We start from the raw sequence: 18,240 nt of genomic DNA, 5'->3' as shown, positions 1-18,240 counted from the left end.
CCTTCAATCCCCTGAGGGCAACGTGCCCGCACGGGCACCTGCCAGCAAGGCGGCCAGCCTGCGCGGGGTGGTGACGAGAACAGTCTGCCGGTCGTCCGACTCCCTTAGGTAGATGGCATCAGGCGATGCGGATGCCAGCTCCACGCAGTTGCTGCCCTGGGCGCTGTACGAGGACTTCTGCCAGGTTACGGAACGCATAGTTGGTGTGCCCCTCAGAGAGTGTTGCTGATGGCCAGAATGAGATCACGCGAAGCTTCGGCGTTCAGAGCCACGGCCTCGAACCGCTTCATGAACTCCCGGTACCTGTCCAGCTGAGCGTCCGAGTGCAGGAAGAGGGAGCCGTGCTCGGAGTCCAGCTGCACCGTATCGAGTTGGGGCACCGGCCCCTCCGCGTACACCACGGACTGCCCCGCCCCTGGGAAGATCCCGGCGACGAACGGGATGACGACCACCGTGACCAAAGGCCGCTCACTCATCTCAAGGATGTGCCGCAACTGCGCCTTGGCCTGCTCCCGACCCCCAAACTGCATGCGCAGAGCGGCTTCGTGGATGACCGCCGTGTAGGGGGTTGGGTTACCGGCGTACAGCACCGTTTGCCGCTTGATCCGATGAGAGACACGGTGCTCCACCTCAGGCGGCGCCAGTGACGGGATGTCCTGTTGAAACGTGAGACGAGCGTAGTCGACCGTCTGGAGGAGACCAGGCAGGTGGGACACCTGAGCACTCCTGAGGGCGCTCGCGTGGTACTCAAGCTCAGCCAAGTCTATAAGCGCGGAGGGCAGGAGGTCCCGGTACTCGTCCCACCAATGACGACCACGTTCGCCCGCCATCGACGCCAGCTCGGCCACCAGCTTGGAGTCCCCACACCGGTAGGCGCGTGCGAAGGCTTGCACGCGTTCAGGGCTGACGCCGATGCGCCCCAACTCGATGTTGCTCACCCGGGACTGACCGATTCCGAGCATGGCCCCGGCGTCCGTGGCCGACAGACCAGCGCGTTCGCGCAGCTTGCGGAGCTCGATGCCAAGTCGCTGCTGGCGGATGGTCGGAGCCTCCCGTGCTGGCATGCACCCCTCCTCGCGTAGATCAACGGACTCGCACTCTACTTCCGGGTACTAAAGTTTCCACGTTCTATGGACTTGAGTACCCATCAGGCTCTACCTTGTGTATCGGGTCACTTACCCCCCGTGCTGCGCGGCGGAAGTGCACCGTTCTGCCTGCGCGCGGCGGAGCGGCAGGCCACCATCGCGGGCGCCTCCACGAGACGAGGAGCAGTCGCATGACCGTCACTCCGCTGACTCAATCACCCGACCAGTGGTCCTTCGGGCTCCAGCTGACGAACAATCACCGGGCACCCGGGATCGCGCGGCGCACGCTGCACGCGGCGATGGGCACCTACGGCGTCGAGCACGACGTCACGCACACCGCGCTGCTGCTGGCGAGCGAGCTGGTAACGAACGGCGTCAAGCATTCGGACGGGCCGGTGTACATCCGGGCCTCGGTACGGCGCAAAGAGCTGCGCGTCAGCGTGTGGGACAACGACTCGGAGCTACCCGACCCGTTGACCGTCACAACGGACGACTGCTTCGGGCGCGGCCTGTTCATCGTGGAACAGCTGGCACGCAACTGGGGGCGGTACGCACTGGGGTCCAGCGCGTGGGGCGGGGACGACCACGGGAAGGTCGTCTGGTTCGTCCTGGACGTATAGGGGGCTACGGCGCGGGCTGAGCCGGTCCGTCACGGGGAGGGTTACGCGAACCGGCTCAGTGTGACCACGCTACTACGCAGCGTCTAACCTTCCGTGCGAGGGAAGGAAACTTCCACCCTTCGGTTCTTTTCCCGCCCTTCCTCGGTTGCGTTGGAGGCCACGGGGTAGTCCTCGCTGTATCCCCGGATGTTGAACGTCACCCCTGGGCTGTCCAGGTGGGTGATCAGCTCCTGATGGACGGCCTCGGCGCGGTTTTGCGACAACTCGACGCCGTGCTGGTAGGAGCCGAGGTTGTCGGTGAAGCCGTAGACGTTGACCTCGGTGGAGCCCTGCGTGTTGATCTCCTCCGCGATCACCGCGATCGTCGCGTTCGCCTCGCGGTTGAGCTTGGCGCTGTCCCTGCCGAACAGCACCTCCGCCTGGAGCGTGAACGTGGTCTTGGCGTTGGAGTCCGCGCGCCGCTCGTCCCCGGCCTCGTCCTCAACCACCTGCACGATATCGATCACCCGCGACTCCGCGAGAGTAGCCCGGTCGCGCATGCGCAACTGGGGCGACGCGCTATTGACCTTGACGGGTGCAGTGTCATTAGCAGGTCCGTCCGGCGAGTCGGCCGCAGCGGTGGAAGGACCAAAAGCAGTGGTGAACACTGCCGCTGCCAAGAGCGTCACGAATGCCGATGTTGCCGGGTTTCGGCACATAGTCAACGTCTTCACCCCTCAGTCAATTCGAGGGCGACGGCAGTCATGGTGGGTAGCTGAAACTCGACCTCGACCACACTACTCGGAGGTGCCGGAAACTGCGCAAATAGAGGTCGCGTATCACCAGGAGCAGTCAGCGATATGCTGGTGGTGCAGAGGCACTGACCGTCTGTGTCCCGAAGCACCAAGTACCGCTTTTTACCCTGCTGATCGACTAGCGTCGCACCAGAAATGTCAGACTTTGATTTGATGCTGGTTTCTTGTGAACGCAGGCGTACTGGATCGTATGGCTTCGAACCATCGTTGTGCAGCGTGGCCTCGATCGTCACGAAACCGCCAGGGTCGCGCGTGGCCGAGTGCACCTGGACAACAACTCCGTTGGGACCCTTTAGCTCACCGATGACCGTGTCAGTATCGACCTCGGCGGAGGCGGACCCCTGGGAAGATTCCGTAGCCTGTTCCTCACGGTCTACCTTGTCTTCCCCTTCTCCCCCACCGCCACAGGCAGCAAGCACACACGTCAATACCGCCGCCGACCCCGCACAAGCGATTCTCCTACCCAATGCCCCTACGTGTCCTGCACGCATCAGATACTTCCCTCACCTATGCTGGCATTCATTCGGTTAGTCGAACCCTGAACAGCGCATCGAAATCCGGTACTGTCTCAGGCTCCTCAGGGTTGACGATGAGTTTGTCTCCGTCACACAGGAGCAAAACTGGGTCTTTGGGAGACTCTTCGAGGTCAGCTTCGACTGCCCTGCAGAGCGGTTCAAGGACGGCGGCAGCCGATGCCCGCGCATGGACGCCTTCCGTTCCGGGGACTACTGAATCACCCACAGGCGCAACGGACCTGACCTCTACCGAGAACTCGGGCGCCGTTCCGCCCTTTACCTCGCAAGCTTGAGCAGCAGATTGGTTCTTCTTAGCGAAGCTTTCCGCCTGGGCACACGCCCGCTCGGCTAAAAACGTGCGCCCCGCCAGCAGTTCTTCCCATTGAGCGAGATCGTCAAGGCTGTCGAGAATGCCTTCGCCTAGTTGGTTCCGGGCATCGTGAGCAGCCGCCAACGCTGCTGCGTCGGCGGCGCTTTGTGTTCCGTTCCGAGCAAGGGCCGCTTGTCCGAAAGCGAAATAGGCAAGCGCCAGAAAGAGTGCACCGGCAACCACAGTGATGTAGATCGGTGCAGCTTGCCCTCGGTCAACAACCTCACACGAACTCAGCCGCCCGTCACCTTTGCGATCTGCTGGTTGATGGCTTCGACGATCGCTGAACCAAAGTCCGTCGAAAGGAGGACGACGATGATCGCGGCGACGACGGCGAGGATGCCGAGGTATTCGATGGCCGTTTGGCCGGTGTCGTTGTTCAGGCGCAGGCGCGGGCGGGGGTTCATGGGGGTCTCGCTCTCCGGACTCGGGCGACGGGGGTGGGGTGGTGAGTGGCCCCGGGGCGGGGGGCCTCGCGTGGAGTCGGGCGATGACGGGGCGGAGGGCGGGGTAGCGGAAGCGCGGGTTCGCGGCCCACACGCGGTAACGGGCGGCGCGGCGCGGCATCGGCGGGGACCTCCTCGCTCCGTCGGCACACGTGCACACGGCACGTCGTTCCAGAGAGTGACTCTGCCACAACGGGGTGCGCACGCGAAGGGGTTGGCGAGAAGTTTGTGGGAATTGATGCCGCGTCACAAAGGCGCCTACTCACCGGTGATCCTCCCGAACTCCACGCCGGTGCCGAGGAACAGCCCGGCGACGAGCAGGATCAGGGTGGCCGGGACCATCACGGTGGTGATGACGAGCGTGGCCTTGGGTACCGCTCGGGCCGCGCGGCGGCGAGCGTTCTGGGCGTCGGTGCGGCGCATGTCGGCGGCGAGGGCGATCAGCGTGTCCACGAGCGGTGCGCCGAGGTCCTCGCCTTGCTGGAGCGCGGTGACGAACATGGCGACCTGTTCGGAGTCGTTGCGGCGTCGCAGTTCCTCGAACGCCTGGCGGCGGCTGACGCCGAGGTCCATCTGGCGCAGGGCGATGTGCAGTTCGTCGGCCCACGGCCCCGCGTATCGCTCGGCCACCCGGTCCAGCGCCTGGCGGAAGGCGAGGCCAGCGGAGACGACGACGGCGAGGACGTCGAGGAAGTCGGGCAGGGTGCGTTCGATCTCGGCGCGCCGTACGCGGACGGCGGCGAGGATGCCCACCTCGATCCACAGCAGTCCGAACGCCACCATGAGCGCCGCCAGGAGCCACTGACCGCGCGCGAGCATGGCGAGCGCGCCGAGCGCTCCCAGCATGCCGTAGACGAAGCGGCGGGCGGCGTAGCGATCGACGGTGAGGCCACCGGGGTTGCCCGCGTGGTCGATGCGGCGGCGGACGGCGGCGACGCGGCGCGGGCCCATGAGCCGCAGCACCAGCGGCGCCCAGCGCATGCCGAGCCGGTCGAGCGCGGAGCCGACGGGGGTGGTGCGGGTGGCGCCGACTTCCAGGGCGAGCGCGAGGTCGGCGGGCAGTTTGGTCTCCGCGCGGTACAGGCGCAGGCCGTGGGCGAAGCCCAGCGCGCACAGGGCGGCGAGTGCGGCGAGCAGCAGGGTCACAGCGGGCGCTCCCTCACACGTCGATCCGGGACAGGCGGCGGATGACGAAGAAGCCCACCGCGTACAGGCCGAAGGCGATGACGACGGCGGCCTGGCCGACGAAGGTTGACGTCATGCGGTCCAGGACGCCGGAGCCCGCGCGGTCCATCAGCAGCAGCACGGCCAGACCGATGAGGGGAACGGCGTAGGCGGTCATCATCACCTGGGAGAGCTGGGTGCGCACCTCGCGCCGGGTTTCCTTGCGCTGTTCCAGGGTGTCGGTGAGGTTGCGCAGGGAGCCGACGACCTGGCCCCCGGCACGGTGGGAGAGCACCAGCGTGGTCACCAGTACGACCAGCTCGCGGGAGGGGAGGCGTTCGGCGAGTTCACCGAGGGCGTCGTCCAGGGAGTGGCCGAGGGCGAGCGCGTCGGAGACCTTGCCCAGTTCCTCACCGGCCGGGGCGTCCATCTCCTCGGCGGCCAGGGTGATCGCGGTGCGCAGGGCGAGTCCGGCCTGGGTGCCGTTGGCGAGCAGGCGCGCTAGTTCGGGGAGTTGGTTGATGAACTTCTCGATGCGCTTGTTCCGCTGCCAGCTGAGGAAGGTGGCGGCGGCCCACAGGCCGAGCAGCGCGGCGAGCGGCCCGAAGAAGGCGGCGAGCAGCGACTGGGCGACGATCCACAGCCCGGTGACCAGCGCGAGCACGGCCACGGTGAACTCTCCGACGGTGACGTCGAGTCCGGTGGCGGCTAGGCGGTGTCCGAGGCGGCGGCCGGGTCCGGTGCGGCGCAGCCACCGGTCGAGCCGGGCCAGTCGGCGGCTGTCGGCGGCGGGTGTGGTGGGCGTGGCGGACAGCCGGGCGACCAGCTCGCGGCGCTGCGCGCGTCCGGCGGCGTAGGCGCGCAGGGCGAGCACGGCGAGGACGCAGGCGAGCAGGGTCGCGCCGAGGGTGAGGCGGACGAGGTGGTCGAGTGTCATCGGCGGGGCGGTTCCTCAGCGGGCGGCGCGGGTGGCGAGGTCGAGTGCGGAGTCGGCGACGCCGAAGGCGGGGGGCAGCGCCTCGCCGGAGAGGTAGAGGCGGTCGGCGACGCGGCGCGGGACGGGGAAGTGCGCGAAGGTGCCGCGCACCACGTGGTCGGCCTCCAGCGGGCGGGGGTGGAAGCGGGCGACGGTGGTCAGGCGGTAGTCCTCGCGTCCGGCGGAGTCGAGGATGGCGATTTCGGTGACGCGACGGGAGCCGTCGGGGTGCCGGGTGAGCTGGACGAGGACATCGACGGCGCTGTTGATCTGGTCGCGCAGCGCCTCGAAGGGGATCTTCACCTCGGACATGGACGCGAGCGTCTGGAGCCGCATCAGCGCGTCCTCGGCGCTGTTGGCGTGCACGGTGGCCAGCGAGCCGTCGTGCCCGGTGGACATGGCCTGGAGCATGTCGAGCGTTTCGCCGCCGCGTACCTCGCCGACGATGATGCGGTCCGGGCGCATGCGCAGGGAGTTGCGCACCAGGTCGCGGATGGTGATCTGGCCCTTGCCCTCGACGTTGGGCGGGCGGGCCTCCAGCGAGATGACGTGGCTTTGCTGGAGCTGGAGTTCGGCGGCGTCCTCGACGGTGATGATGCGCTCGCCGTCGGGGATGAGCCCGGAGAGCGCGTTGAGCAGCGTCGTCTTCCCCGAGCCGGTGGCGCCGGAAACGATGACGTTGTACTTCGCCCGGACGAGTGAGGCAAGGAAGAGGGTCATGGGCTCGTCGAGCGTGCCGAGGTCGATGAGTTCGTGCAGGGTGTAGGCGCGCGGGAAGCGGCGGATGGTGAGGGTGGCGCCGGTCAGCGCCAGCGGCGGGATGATGACGTTGACGCGTTCGCCGGTGGGCAGCCGGGCGTCCACCATCGGGTTGGACTCGTCCACGCGCCGGTTGACGGTGGAGACGATGCGTTCGATGGTCTGCATCAGCTGGTCCCCGGAGGCGAACCGCAGCGGCAGGCGTTCGACGCGTCCGGCGCGTTCGACGTAGATGTGGTCGGGGCCGTTGACCATGATCTCGGTGATGGTGGCATCCTCCAGCAGCGGTTCGAGGATGCCCAGGCCCAGGGCCTCGTCCACCACGCGGCGGATGAGCTGGGCGCGTTCGGCGGTGGAGAGCACCGGGCCCTCGCGGCTGATGATGTGCCCCAGCACGCGCTCCAGCCGCACCCGGCGTTCGGCGGCGGCCAGCCGGGACATCTCGGCGAGGTCGATCTCCTCCAGCAGTTTGGTGCGGAAGGTGCCGACGAGGTGGCTTTCCTCCGGCCGGTCGGCGGCGGTTTCGGGCGCGGTCAGGCGGGCCTTGAGGCTCATCGCGCGGCGGCTCCTTCCCAGGGCGCGGGCTCGGTTTCCCAGGGCGCGGGCTCGGTCACGGCAGCTCCCGCTGTCGCGGCATGGTGGCGGACTTCTCGACGCTGCCGAAGCTAACGCCGGGGAGGACGGAGGGGATGGTCACGGTCGCGGTGACGGTCACCTCACCGGGCGCGCGGCGCTCGGTGAAGGCGGCGTCGTCCGCGAGCCAGCCGCTGAGCGCGGCCCGCCCGGCGCTCGCGCCGCCCCGGTCGTCGTCCTGGGAGACGTAGCGGGCGGCCGTGCGGGCGGCGGTGCCCGCCTGCTGCGCGGTGTAGGCGGCGAGCCCGAGCTGCACTCCGGCCAGGGCGAGCAGCAGGAGCAGCGGGAGGAAGCCGATGAACTCGATCGCCGCCTGCCCGCGATCCCGGTCGCGGGGGCCGTTCCGGGGGGCGCCCTCGGGGCCGGTCCGGGAGGTGGCCCCGGGGTCGCTCGGCAGGCTGGCGCTGAGGCCGTTCCGGGGGGCGGTTCGAGGGCCATTCCGGGGGCGCGCGCGGCCGGTTCGCGCCGGGTGCCGCGTCATGGTGCCTCCTCCGAGACCGCCGCCGCGTTTCCGGTGACGTCGAACGGGAAGCCGACGGCGCCGGGGAAGAGCACCGGCACGCGCAACGTGACGTCGGCGTGCACCAGGCCGCCGGACTCGCCGCAGGCCACGGACGCGCCCGAGGCCCAGGCACCGGGCAGGTCGGCGGACGCGGCGCCCGCGCAGTCGGCACCCACGGCACCGGCGCGCGCGGCCTGGTCGGCGGCGTTCCCGGCGAGCGTGAAGGTGTAGCCGACGAGAACGAACTGCCACAGCAGGGCGAGCGTCAGCAGGATCAGCGGCAGCATGCCCAGGAATTCAACGGTCGCCTGCCCGCGCTCGTCCCGGAACCGCCCACGCACCCCGCGCCCGTCCCGGAACCCCGCTCGCCCCCCGCGCCCGCCGCGCGGCTGCCGTCGCACCCCGCCCACGCCTCAGCGCCCCCGCCGCGCCCGGCGTGACGCCCCGCGCGCCCGGCGTGAAGCCACCAGCGCCCCACGCTCGCCGCCGCTGCCGCCGCCGAAGGGCACCAGCCCCTTGCCCGCCCCAAAGCCGCCGCCCGACGCCGAACCTGACCCCGGAGCCGGGCCGGAGGCGGCGTCCGCACCCGGACCCGCCACCAGCCCCACCTCACCGGCCAGCGCCCACAGCGCCTGCCGCACCGAGCCGCGCGCGTCCAGCTCGTGCATGCGCGAGGAGTCCAGGCAGCCTTGCAGCTCCTTGAAGGCGGCCGGAACGGTGGTGCGGGCCAGGCGGGTACCGGTGATCTGCCGGATCAGCGGCGGCTGGATCTCGCTGCCACGGGTGTGCCGGTTGACGACGGTGAGCGTGTCCTCGGCCTTGCGGATCTGTAGCCGGTCCCACAGCCGCACCTGGCGTTTGACGCCGCGCACGGCGACGACATCGGGCGTGGTGACCAGCAGCGCGGTGTCGGCCTGTTCGACGGCGACGGCGCCCGCCGCGTCGAGGTGGCTGCCGCAGTCCACGATCACGGCGTCGTAGCGTGCCCGCAGCGCGGGCAGCAGCTGGCGGGCAGCCGCGTCGGTCACCTCCTCGGCGCGTTCGCCCTCGGCGGGCGCCAGCAGCAGCGCGAGCCCGGTGCTGTGCGCGAACACCGCGTCCTGGAGCACCCGTGGCCCCAGGTCGCTGAGCCCGGCCAGGTCGGCGACCGAGCGCCGGAACTGCACGTCCAGGAACGAGGCGACGTCGCCGGTTTGCAGGTCGAGGTCCACCAGCACGGTCGCGTGCCCGGACGCCTGCGCGGCCAGCGCCAGCTGGACGGCGGCCAGGGTGGTGCCGACGCCGCCCTTGGCCCCGGCGACGGTGACCAGCGGGGCGGAGGGGGCACCGGCGTACGGGTCGTCGGCCGGGCCCAGGTGGCGGCGCACCCCGGTGGACCATCCGGCCACCGCCCGCACCCGGGCCGCCAGTTCCTCGTAGCCGATCGGCATCGGCAGCACGCCGCGCGCGCCACTGTCCATCGCGGCGGCGTACACGGCGGGGCTGGCGTCACCGGTGAGCAGCACGGTGCCGACGGCCGGGAAGCGCAGCGCGACCTCGCGGATCAGCTCCAGCGCGGGCTGGGGTCCGAGGTGTTCGTGGACGAGCACGACCTCGGGCAGCCCAGCCACCGAGTCGGCACCGCGCGTGGCGAGCAGGTCGAGCAGGGCGGTGCTGGTACCCACGGGGGGTTGCGGCTCGGCGCCGGGCAGCCGCTCCAGCAGCCCGGTCAGGACGCGGCTGGCGTCGGCGTCCCGGACAGCCGCCAGGACGCGGACGGGCGCACCGCTGGCGCCTGCCCCGCCGGACGCGTACGGCATGGGATGGTTCACCGTTCCTCCCCCAGCCGGTAGGTGCGCTGGTCCTCGGGCACGTCCCCGGCATCGCCCGGGGCGACGAGGGCGAGGCGGACGTGGGTGGCGAAGGACTCGGCGTAGGCGATGCGCTGGGCTTTGGCGGTGTCGAGCGCGAACGTGATGGGTACGGCCTCGCTCTGGCCAAAGGCGCGCTCGGAGTCCCGGTCGCCGCTGTCCTCGATGCTGGTCAGCTCGCCGACGTCGATGACGCGGGCGGCTGCCACGATGAGCTGGGAGACGTCGGCGGCGTCACCCTCACCCCGGAAGGTCGCGTAGACGTTGACGCGCGCCCCCGGGGTGATCTTCCCGGCGACCCCGGTGGCGGCGTCGATCATGATGGCGATCTCCTGCTGCCCCTCCCCCAGCGCGGGCCGGTCGGCGATCATGTCGCGCTGGAGCAGCGAACCCCGCTCCAGCGGGTTGACGGCGATCTTGCCGGTGACGGCGTCCAGATCGGTGACGGCCGTCTTCGGCAGCCAGCGCTCGGGCATGCTGATCTCGGCGAACTGCTCCGGACGCAGCTCCTGGTACGGCTCGATATCGGCCGTCACCTCATACGCCGTCACCTCGGGGCCCACCTTCGACTCCGCCTCGTCCACGACGGAGAGCACACCGGCGAACGCGGCGAGCGCGCCGAGTATGGACAGCAGCATCAGGATCACGCCGCGGCGCTGGCGGGAGTTCATGGGCGGGGGCTACCTCGGGTCGGAAGGCGTGGTCGTCAGGCTCGGACGGTGCGGGCGGTGCGGGCTGTGCGCGTTGCTCGGGACGTGCCCGGCAGGCAGGCGGGGCCGCTGGCGGTGCCCGGGCGGCTGTGTCATCTCTGCCCCGGGTGCGCGGGCCGGTATGCGTCGCCGCCGTAGGGAACGACGGGGGCGGCGGCCGGGCGCCCGTCCTGCGCGCCATAGTCGTGCTGTATCACCGGGCCGTGGGCCGCGCCGTCGTCCGCCTCCTCGTACGGTGCGGTGAGCGCGGGGGCGTGGGCCGCCGGGGCCCGGCGCGGCGGCTGGAGCGCGGGCGCTGGCAGCGGCGCGGCGCAGAACCCGCAGCGGTCGCCGATGAGTTCCAGCCCGCACCAGTGGCACGCGGCGCGCTGCACGGAGCTGACGAGCTGGTACAGCACGGAGATGTCGGGGATGGCGGCGGCGAACTCCACCAGTTTCCCGGTGCCCCACCAGCGCGGCGACTCCGGCGGCAGCGCGGCCTCCTCGACGCCGGTCACCTGCCACTGCGGCGCGAGCGTGCCGCCGACCCAGCCCGTCGTCAGCTGGCCGGCGGCCGTCGTCAGCCGGGTGAGGTACCCGGGGCCCTCCAGGGCGCCGCCCGCCGAGCCGAGTTTGAGCAGCTGCGCGGTGGGCGTGGTGACGACGGCGAACTGGCTGCCGGGCACCCAGGAGCGGGCGTGCGCGGTGAGCGAGACCGGAACGCGGTCGAGCTTGGCGACGGAGGCGAGCACGGCACCGGCGTGGATGTAGTGGGCGAGCAGCCGCACGGCCGCGGCCAGCACGCCGGGGCTGAGGTCAGTGGCCGACAGCTGGCGCAACTGCCGCACGAGCACGGCGAGCGCGAGCGGCGGCAGCTCGCTGGGGAGGAGGGCGATGCGGTCGGACTCCAGCACCGAGCGCACGGTGTGCAGCCGCTGCCGGAGTGCCGTCGGGACGGAGGCGGGGTAGAGGGCGATGAGGTAGCCGTGCTGGTCCAGCACCGTACGCGTCTGGGCGATGGCGGCGTCCAGCGGCTGGGCGCCGGGACAGCTGAGGACGAGCGCGGACGGCGTGTGCCGGTCCGGCGGTGGCAGCACCAGCTCCGGGCTGGTGACGGCTATCGCGGTAGTCAATTCGCTTCCCGTCGCCCTCGGTGGATGGCCGCCAGGGCTGACCGTTCCTCACCTTGCGTACAACGTGCGTCACGCGCAGCCTAGCCGCGAGTGGGCTGGGAGTGAACCCTTGCCCGCATACGGGGAGTTGTTGTGCCGGTGAACGCCAGGGTGGGCCCGTCACCAGGGCAGGGTGCGGATCTGCTCGGCGCACAGGACGACGAACAGCAGCGCGGCGGCCACCAGCATGCTGTTGCTTACCCAGCCGCTGCGCCACCGCGTCGGCATGTCCCGCCGGTTGAGCAGCACCAGCAGCGTTCCGGCCAGGAACGGCAGGAACAGCGCGCCGAGCACACCGTAGGCGATGACGAGGGCGAACGGACGGTCCAGGAACAGCAGCACGATCGGCGGGAAGGTCAGCCACAGCAGGTAAAAGCGGAACGGCACGGACCGCTCGCGTTCCCCGGACGCCACCGCGCCCACGCCACCCGGGCCGGGGCGGCCCTCCCCGCTGCCGCGCGGCTGAGCGGCGCTGCGCACGTAGTCGGAGAACAGCAGGCTCACCCCGTGCCAGACGCCGACGAGCGAGGAGAACGAGGCGGCGAAGAACCCGACGAGGAACAGCGTGGCGGTGAGCGGATCGAAGCGTTCCTCCAGCACCTCGCCGACGCCCACCAGCCCGGAGGCGCCGTCCAGCGCGGTGCCCGTGGCGTGCAGCAGCTCCGCACCGACGATGATCATGGCGACGGTGAAGACGCCGGTGGCGGCGTACGCGGTGGCGTTGTCCAGCCGCATCATTTTCATCCACGCGGGTGAGCCCCACCCCTTGGCGTTGACCCAGTACCCGTAGGCGGCCATGGTGATCGTGCCGCCGACGCCGCCGATGACGCCGAGCGTGTAGACCACCGAGCCGTCCGGAAGGGTCGGCACCAGCCCGGCGAGGGTCTGCCCGGCGTCCGGCACGACGCGGATCGCGAGCACGACGACGACCACGAACATCACCCCGACCAGCACCGTCATCACGCGCTCGACGACCCGGTACCGGTTGAACCACACGAACGCCAGGCCCAGCAGCGCGGTGCCCACGCCCCACACCTTGAGGTCGGCGACGCCCGGGAAGAGCGCGGCCAGCGGCAGCGCGCTCACGGACATCGCGGTGGCGCCGTAGACGAAGCCCCACAGCAGAGCGTAAATACCGAAGTAGTACAGCGTCCAGCGGCCGAGGGAACGCCAGCCGTCGAACAGCGTGCGGCCGGTGGCCAGATGCCAGCGGGCGGCGCCCTCGGCGAAGGCGATGCGGAGGGCGCAGCCGACGACGACGGCCCACAGCAGGCTGTACCCGAACCGGCTGCCCGCGACCAGGGTGGCCACCAGATCGCCCGCGCCGATTCCGGTAGCGGCGACGACGAGGCCCGGGCCGACACTGCGCCAGCGCGGCCGGTGCTGCGCGGGCTCGGCCACTTTCCCCGCCGCTGCGTGCGCGGAGCCGGACCCGGGCCGGGACTCGGCGCCCGCGCCCACCCCGTGGCCGTCCGCGGACCCTTTGCCCACCTCGCTCATCGCGCCACCTCCGCCGGGGATCATCACGCCGCCACGCTCGCTCCGGCAAGGGGGCGTGCGCGGGCGCACGGGACGCTGACGCGGCGCTGCGGACGCGAGTGCGAACGCACCGGACCCCGGCCGGAGCGCGGCGCCACGGACGCGGTGAGCGCCACGGATGCGGTGAGCGCCACGGATGCGGTGACGCCAGAGACGCTACGGGCGCCACGGACGCGCGGAAGCGAGGAGCGCGGCCGACGCTACGGGCGTGGCAGGGTGCAGCCCGGGGCCTCCAGCGTCACCGTGCTGCCCGCCGTCACGCAGCGGGTGAGCGGGTACGTCTGCTGGCCGTAGTTGGTGCCCTGCCGGACGGTCACGGCCCCCTCGGCGTCGATCTCGCACGGGTTGTGGACGCCGCACCGGCCGCCCTCGTCGTTGCCGGTGCTGTTGACGCCGACGACCTGCCCGGTGACCCGCTCGATCACCGGCGCCCCCGAGGTGCCGCTGACGGTGGCGCAGGAACGGGTGTAGCGCAGGGAGTCGGTCATCGTCCACGGCCCCTCGCGCAGCACGGGGACAAAGCCGTCAATGGCGCAGTGGTAGACGTGCTTCCAGTAGGAGGACGGAATGTCGATGCGCGTCCCGGCGCTCGGCCGCTCGGAGTCCAGCGTGCGGGCGTGGGCCTGCGCGCCGTACCGCCCGGTGACGTCGGCGTAGGTCTCGCCCAGCCGGTACAGGGCGACGTCGGTGCCGGTGACGGTGGCGTACGCCAGGCGCGCGGCGCGCAGCGTGCCCAGGCGGCGTCCGGCGACGTCGAGCAGCGTGAACGTGCGCTGTGACGGTGTGTCCGCGACCACCTCGCCCGGACGCGGCACACCACGCTCCGTCAGACAGTGGCCGTTGGTGAGGACGAGCGCCGGATCGGCGGGCCGCGAGTGCGGCATGCGGACCAGCGCGCCGGAGCAGTTACTCAGCACGACGGTTCCGGCCAGCCCGCCCGGCGTGACCGGGGGCACCGGCACCGGCAACGCGGGGTGGGCGTAACCCGGCAGCGGCGCGGCGACGGCCGGAGACGGCCCAAGCCCCAGCGCCGACCCCGCACACAGCAGCAGCGCGGCGGCCCCGGACCACAGCGCCCGCCGCTGGCCCCAGCCGGAATGCCCGCTCCCCCCGGCACCGCACGACCCGGACACCACGCTGGCCAGACGGCCAGTGGCGACGCTGACCAGGCGTCTGGGGGCCACACTCTCGGCGTGCTCGGGCGTGCGCCGGGCAGGGGGCTCGGCTGCGGTACGGCTCATGATCCCCTCCGGTCGCGATGTTCCGTCTCCGTAGGGGGAACTGACCCACCGCACGCCGGTTACGGCCAGCCCCGCCCCCCTCCGCCAAACCAGTGACCGGTGAACTACCCGAGGAGGGCGCGGCGAGCCCTCGAACACCTCGTCCTCCCCAGCGGCCAGCGCCTGCCGCCCGCACACGCGGACAGAGAACTACCCAGTCACCTGGAACACGCTGACCTTCCATACGCCGTGACGGAACTGACCAGGCCGCACGTACACGCGGCAGGGTTAACCGCGCTGCTGACTCCTGAGCATCCCGGTGTCGCCCCCCGGCGTCCGCTATCCGCCACTACAGCCGCCCCCAGCAACCCGCCTCGCTCCAGCCCCCTCGCACCCAAGCTCCCCATCACCCCTCCGAACCCGACTCCTCACACATAGCCGCCCCCGAAGCCACCGTGGCGGCTTTCTCTACCAAGAACTCAAGTTCTTCCCGGTGATCACCACCCCCATGTGACCTCACGATGACACTCATGCCACCGTGGACTTCCCCGGAGCCACGGTAATTCGATACCGTGCATGGCACAAAAGTTCCCGCCAAGCTCGGCGTAGAGAAACCACCGATGCCCACGTCCAAGTTTTCTCGGTTTCGAGTGGAGTCAGGCTCATTTCCCGTTACATAGTTGTCCCAATTCTCTTTACCCCAGCGATGGAAATTTACGTAGGCGAAAAGTGCCCGCTCACCACCTGCCCTGGCTTCACACGTAGCAGAGTAGTGGTCACCGCTCTGCCTCAGACTTTCGGTAATCAGGAAACTGTCAGCAGGTGGAGCAATGTCCCCGATCGGATTCGCGTCGTAACGCCCCAATACCGAGGGGCAAGAACCGAACGCAACTTCTTGGTATTTACCTTGAGAGCCTATATTGGTTCCGACTAGAAATGCCACACTTGCGCACAGAACCCCAAAGCACAGCACCATTATCGGCAAGCGGATACGCTTCAGAATACCTGCTTTCACGCAACACTCCTCACTTTCCAGTCGTAACAATATCGTCAGCATAGTTTCTCACCAGTTGACTACCGTTAGAGAAACCGTCATTACTTTCTTGTCGAATCCAGTCAGAAACACGGCTGGTGATATCTGGGGCATGATTCTCTGCAGCACGCGCAGCGGCATCCTGCATGTTTATCCGGTTCTCGTCCTTCGTTTCCTCCATCATCGCCCCAGCATCTCGTGTTGCTTCCCCAACTGTTCTCTGCTCAGCCGCAGCGAAAACCTCCCCCAGTACGACGTTCGTGATAGTGCTTGCCCCTCCGCCTGCGGCGGCGCCAAGCGCGGGAGTTCCGATAAAGCTTGCTCCAACGCCAACAAGTGTGCCGGAGATCCCAGAAGCCCAGGTCTTTCCCTGCGCGAGTGCATTATTAAAGGAATCATCACTCTCCTTGGCAGGACCCACCATGGCCTCTCTGCGTCCCTCAGCCAGAATCCCCGCAACATCTCCCGACCAGTATGAAATTTCCTCCACGATATCTTGGGGGGTTCCATCGTAACGCACGTCGGCTTGTACATTCGGATTCAGGTGATAATCTAGCAAATTGTAGGCATAAGCTTTCTGCCCCAACTCGACTGCGGCATACCCCTCGGGGTCCTGTGCCACGCTGAAGAGAAAACGAGTAACATCTCTGCCTTCCATCTCCGCTTCAGCACCTGCGACCGGATACAAGTCATCGGAATTCCCTCTGTCCTCGCCGATCAGAGCCCGTGTTATGTCCGGCATATACTCGCCGGCCATGCGTCCCATGTTGTCTGACATAACGCTACGGTCGGTGATGCGAGCAGGGTCCTCTGAGATCGACTGAACGATGTCCTCCATGAGAGCGGCCTGTTCTGGGGTGTGCAAGGCGTTCGGGGGAGCTCCGACTGGGTGGCCGGTGGTGGCGGCTTCAAGAGCTTCACCCAGCGCGTTGTAGTTCTCGGTGCTCTCCTTTCCTTCCGCAGTGGACTCGGCAATCCAGCCACGCTCCTCAAATAGGTAGTCGAAATTCGACAGGCTGCGCTTGTCGTCCTTGTCGGGACCGTTACCACCGATCTTGAAGTCGTGGTTCTCCTCCTTGGAAAGGAATTCTTTACCAAAGAACTCTGTCGCGGCATCAGGGTTGTTCGACAGAGCCTTCATAAAACCGGTCATCGGGTCGATGCCCTGATCAGTTCCCGTACTGTTGAGCGTCTGCGGAGTGCCTGGTGCATACTGATCCCAGTGCGCCGTCCTAGAGCCGTTGCCGCTCATCTCCTTCTCGGTTTCCATCAGCTTCTCTCCATAAATTCCGAGAAACTGATCATCGTAGTCTCCATAGCGCATGAGGTTACTCATGATCTGAAACCCATATGCGTTGCCGCCGCTGAAGATGACCTTCTTGTCGCCCAAGTTGACCATGTCCTGCTCCCATTTGTTCATAGCAGGACTGTCAGAGTGCGTGGCGTTGGCCAGAGTAAGGCTAAAATTCTCTTGGAACCTCAGGTACTGGTCTCCTCGCTCGTTGTTGATTTCGACGGTTGGGTCGAGAAGGCCAGCCCATAGTTGCAGGGTCGCCTCAGGCCCGAGCACCGTGGCGAACCTTTCCGCGAACAGCGAGTCATACCTGTGCTTGCGCATCAACTCGTTCATCTCGTCGAATTCCTTGGCCGACAGATCCTCTGGATGCTGCTCGCCGAGTTTTGCAAGCCGCTCTGCGTCATCGAGAGCCTGTGCGACCTCGTCTCGGTCGCCGTAGTATGAACTGGAGAAACCATAGGGAGTGGCTTCGACCAAGGCGGTTAGCGCTTCGGCGGCAGAGGTGTCACTTTCGGTTGCTTTATCAATAATCCCCTGAATCTGTAGCTTGAGGTTCTCCATATCTTCGGGGGAACTTTCCGGGAGGTCGGTCGTAGCCCGATCGGGGTGCCGGTTCATAATGATCATGAAAGAACCGTCACCGGTGCTCACGGCGGTGAGGTTCTTTTCCCGGGCCGCCACGTCAAGGGCATCGTTGACCTCCTTGCGATACCCTTCGATCTCCTCTTTCGTGTCGTTCAAAATGTTGTAGATGGACTTAGCCTGGGTGACGGCATCGTGAAATTCACCCGTAGTCTTGTCTACGAATTCTCGTGTGACGGTGGCATTAACTCCGCGCCAATTAGCTTTCGCGGCCTTGTTCTGGAGGCCGTCCTGAGCGTCTGTGGCGATACTGTCCAGTTTGTCAATCATTTCGGACCAGTCACCAACCGCCGTGTTGAGAGACGAGAGACTAGTAAACATCAAGGCGTCGAAATCCATTACGACTGAGTCCTCTCGTCAAAACCCACGTACAGCTCGATCACACTGAAGGTGGTGCCGATGTGATGCTCGTCGTCGGCATGCGCCTTTTTGGTGTAATCGAGATGGTTGGAGATGTGACCGCACGCTTGCAGCAGAGTGTCTACCTGGGACTTCCATTTGTCCGCAACGGTTTCCAGCGCCACGCCGAGCTCGAAGTCACGTTTGAGGTCACGCCCAGCCTTGTAGGTGGACGACTGGGCATGGTCGCCGTCCTGGTTCAGTCGCTGGTAGAGGTCAAACGCCTCGTCGCCAATCGCCGCAAGGTCCTCGCTGGCCACCGACAGATCGCCCTGCGGCGCGCTGCTTGCGGCAGGAGCCGCGACACTGTTCAACTGAGTTCGTGTGCGCTGTCTCTCCGCAGCAGCTGCCACGAGCTGCGCCCACTCTTCGTCAAACGACACAGGTTGTCCCCCCACGGTGTGGCCTTGGTGTGACCCGCTGCTGGTCTGGTCCAGCAGCGGGTGTTGCTTCGTACGAGCCTACTCACGGGCACGGTGGTAACCGGGGCGCCGAGGGCAACCGCACGAGGCGCGCGGGAGTTTACCCGGTGGCC

Annotated in this window: 20 protein-coding genes; 1 reads left to right on the top strand and 19 read right to left on the bottom strand. The window is 68.1% G+C overall.

Going from position 1 to position 18,240, the window contains the following annotated elements; translation table 11 throughout:
• Positions 1-3: 3 nt before the first annotated feature.
• Both JJV70_RS11885 and JJV70_RS11880 read right to left on the bottom strand, forming a co-directional pair.
• Complete coding sequence (locus tag JJV70_RS11885) at positions 4-198, bottom strand: DUF397 domain-containing protein (RefSeq protein WP_219047817.1); 195 nt, start codon at positions 196-198, stop codon at positions 4-6.
• Between the two features lie 14 nt (positions 199-212).
• Positions 213-1,064: a helix-turn-helix transcriptional regulator gene (locus JJV70_RS11880; protein ID WP_219047816.1), complete on the bottom strand. Its 852-nt coding sequence runs from the start codon at positions 1,062-1,064 to the stop codon at positions 213-215.
• Between the two features lie 212 nt (positions 1,065-1,276).
• Between JJV70_RS11880 and JJV70_RS11875 the strand changes: the two genes are divergently transcribed.
• Positions 1,277-1,705, top strand: a complete 429-nt coding sequence (locus JJV70_RS11875; RefSeq protein WP_219047815.1) for an ATP-binding protein — start codon at positions 1,277-1,279, stop codon at positions 1,703-1,705.
• Between the two features lie 83 nt (positions 1,706-1,788).
• Here JJV70_RS11875 and JJV70_RS11870 read toward each other — a convergent pair whose 3' ends face one another.
• The 17 genes from JJV70_RS11870 to JJV70_RS11790 all read right to left on the bottom strand — a co-directional run bounded on the left by JJV70_RS11870 (position 1,789) and on the right by JJV70_RS11790 (position 18,088).
• On the bottom strand, positions 1,789-2,211 hold the full coding sequence (locus JJV70_RS11870; RefSeq protein ID WP_308294788.1) for an OmpA family protein: 423 nt from the start codon (positions 2,209-2,211) through the stop codon (positions 1,789-1,791).
• A 203-nt stretch (positions 2,212-2,414) separates the two neighbouring features.
• The gene (locus JJV70_RS22710; RefSeq protein WP_257573799.1) at positions 2,415-2,732 is read right to left on the bottom strand and encodes a hypothetical protein; all 318 of its coding nucleotides are present in this window, start codon (positions 2,730-2,732) and stop codon (positions 2,415-2,417) included.
• Between the two features lie 286 nt (positions 2,733-3,018).
• A complete protein-coding gene (locus tag JJV70_RS11860) occupies positions 3,019-3,621 on the bottom strand; it encodes a pilus assembly protein TadG-related protein (protein WP_219047857.1) in 603 nt (200 codons plus the stop codon).
• On the bottom strand, positions 3,618-3,791 hold the full coding sequence (locus tag JJV70_RS11855) for a Flp family type IVb pilin (RefSeq protein ID WP_219047814.1): 174 nt from the start codon (positions 3,789-3,791) through the stop codon (positions 3,618-3,620). The genes JJV70_RS11860 and JJV70_RS11855 overlap by 4 nt, the downstream gene beginning before the upstream one ends.
• Positions 3,792-4,088: 297 nt before the next feature.
• Positions 4,089-4,976: a DUF5936 domain-containing protein gene (locus JJV70_RS11850; RefSeq protein WP_219047813.1), complete on the bottom strand. Its 888-nt coding sequence runs from the start codon at positions 4,974-4,976 to the stop codon at positions 4,089-4,091.
• Between the two features lie 13 nt (positions 4,977-4,989).
• The gene (locus JJV70_RS11845; protein ID WP_219047812.1) at positions 4,990-5,931 is read right to left on the bottom strand and encodes a type II secretion system F family protein; all 942 of its coding nucleotides are present in this window, start codon (positions 5,929-5,931) and stop codon (positions 4,990-4,992) included.
• Positions 5,932-5,946: 15 nt separating this feature from the next.
• On the bottom strand, positions 5,947-7,284 hold the full coding sequence (locus JJV70_RS11840; protein WP_219047811.1) for a CpaF family protein: 1,338 nt from the start codon (positions 7,282-7,284) through the stop codon (positions 5,947-5,949).
• 55 nt (positions 7,285-7,339) lie between these two features.
• Complete coding sequence (locus JJV70_RS11835) at positions 7,340-7,843, bottom strand: TadE/TadG family type IV pilus assembly protein (RefSeq protein WP_219047810.1); 504 nt, start codon at positions 7,841-7,843, stop codon at positions 7,340-7,342.
• Complete coding sequence (locus JJV70_RS11830) at positions 7,840-8,205, bottom strand: TadE/TadG family type IV pilus assembly protein (protein WP_219047809.1); 366 nt, start codon at positions 8,203-8,205, stop codon at positions 7,840-7,842. The genes JJV70_RS11835 and JJV70_RS11830 overlap by 4 nt, the downstream gene beginning before the upstream one ends.
• 72 nt (positions 8,206-8,277) lie before the next feature.
• Positions 8,278-9,663: an AAA family ATPase gene (locus JJV70_RS11825; RefSeq protein WP_219047856.1), complete on the bottom strand. Its 1,386-nt coding sequence runs from the start codon at positions 9,661-9,663 to the stop codon at positions 8,278-8,280.
• A gap of 8 nt (positions 9,664-9,671) precedes the next feature.
• The gene (cpaB, locus tag JJV70_RS11820; protein ID WP_219047808.1) at positions 9,672-10,385 is read right to left on the bottom strand and encodes a Flp pilus assembly protein CpaB; all 714 of its coding nucleotides are present in this window, start codon (positions 10,383-10,385) and stop codon (positions 9,672-9,674) included.
• Positions 10,386-10,516: 131 nt separating this feature from the next.
• On the bottom strand, positions 10,517-11,536 hold the full coding sequence (locus tag JJV70_RS11815) for a hypothetical protein (RefSeq protein ID WP_257573798.1): 1,020 nt from the start codon (positions 11,534-11,536) through the stop codon (positions 10,517-10,519).
• Positions 11,537-11,695: 159 nt separating this feature from the next.
• Positions 11,696-13,075 carry an Nramp family divalent metal transporter gene (locus JJV70_RS11810; RefSeq protein WP_219047807.1) on the bottom strand — a complete coding sequence of 460 codons (1,380 nt, stop codon included), beginning with the start codon at positions 13,073-13,075 and terminating at the stop codon, positions 11,696-11,698.
• 239 nt (positions 13,076-13,314) lie between these two features.
• Positions 13,315-14,355, bottom strand: a complete 1,041-nt coding sequence (locus JJV70_RS11805) for a serine protease (RefSeq protein WP_219047806.1) — start codon at positions 14,353-14,355, stop codon at positions 13,315-13,317.
• Positions 14,356-14,740: 385 nt separating this feature from the next.
• Positions 14,741-15,349: a hypothetical protein gene (locus tag JJV70_RS11800; RefSeq protein ID WP_219047805.1), complete on the bottom strand. Its 609-nt coding sequence runs from the start codon at positions 15,347-15,349 to the stop codon at positions 14,741-14,743.
• A 10-nt stretch (positions 15,350-15,359) separates the two neighbouring features.
• Complete coding sequence (locus tag JJV70_RS11795) at positions 15,360-17,645, bottom strand: DUF6571 family protein (protein ID WP_219047804.1); 2,286 nt, start codon at positions 17,643-17,645, stop codon at positions 15,360-15,362.
• On the bottom strand, positions 17,645-18,088 hold the full coding sequence (locus JJV70_RS11790) for a hypothetical protein (RefSeq protein WP_219047803.1): 444 nt from the start codon (positions 18,086-18,088) through the stop codon (positions 17,645-17,647). Before JJV70_RS11790 ends, JJV70_RS11795 begins: the two co-directional genes overlap by 1 nt.
• Positions 18,089-18,240: the final 152 nt, after the last annotated feature.

Source organism: Streptomyces sp. JJ66 (assembly GCF_019303495.1).
Classification (GTDB): Bacteria; Actinomycetota; Actinomycetes; order Streptomycetales; family Streptomycetaceae; genus Streptomyces.
This window is presented reverse-complemented; position numbering and strand designations above follow the sequence as displayed.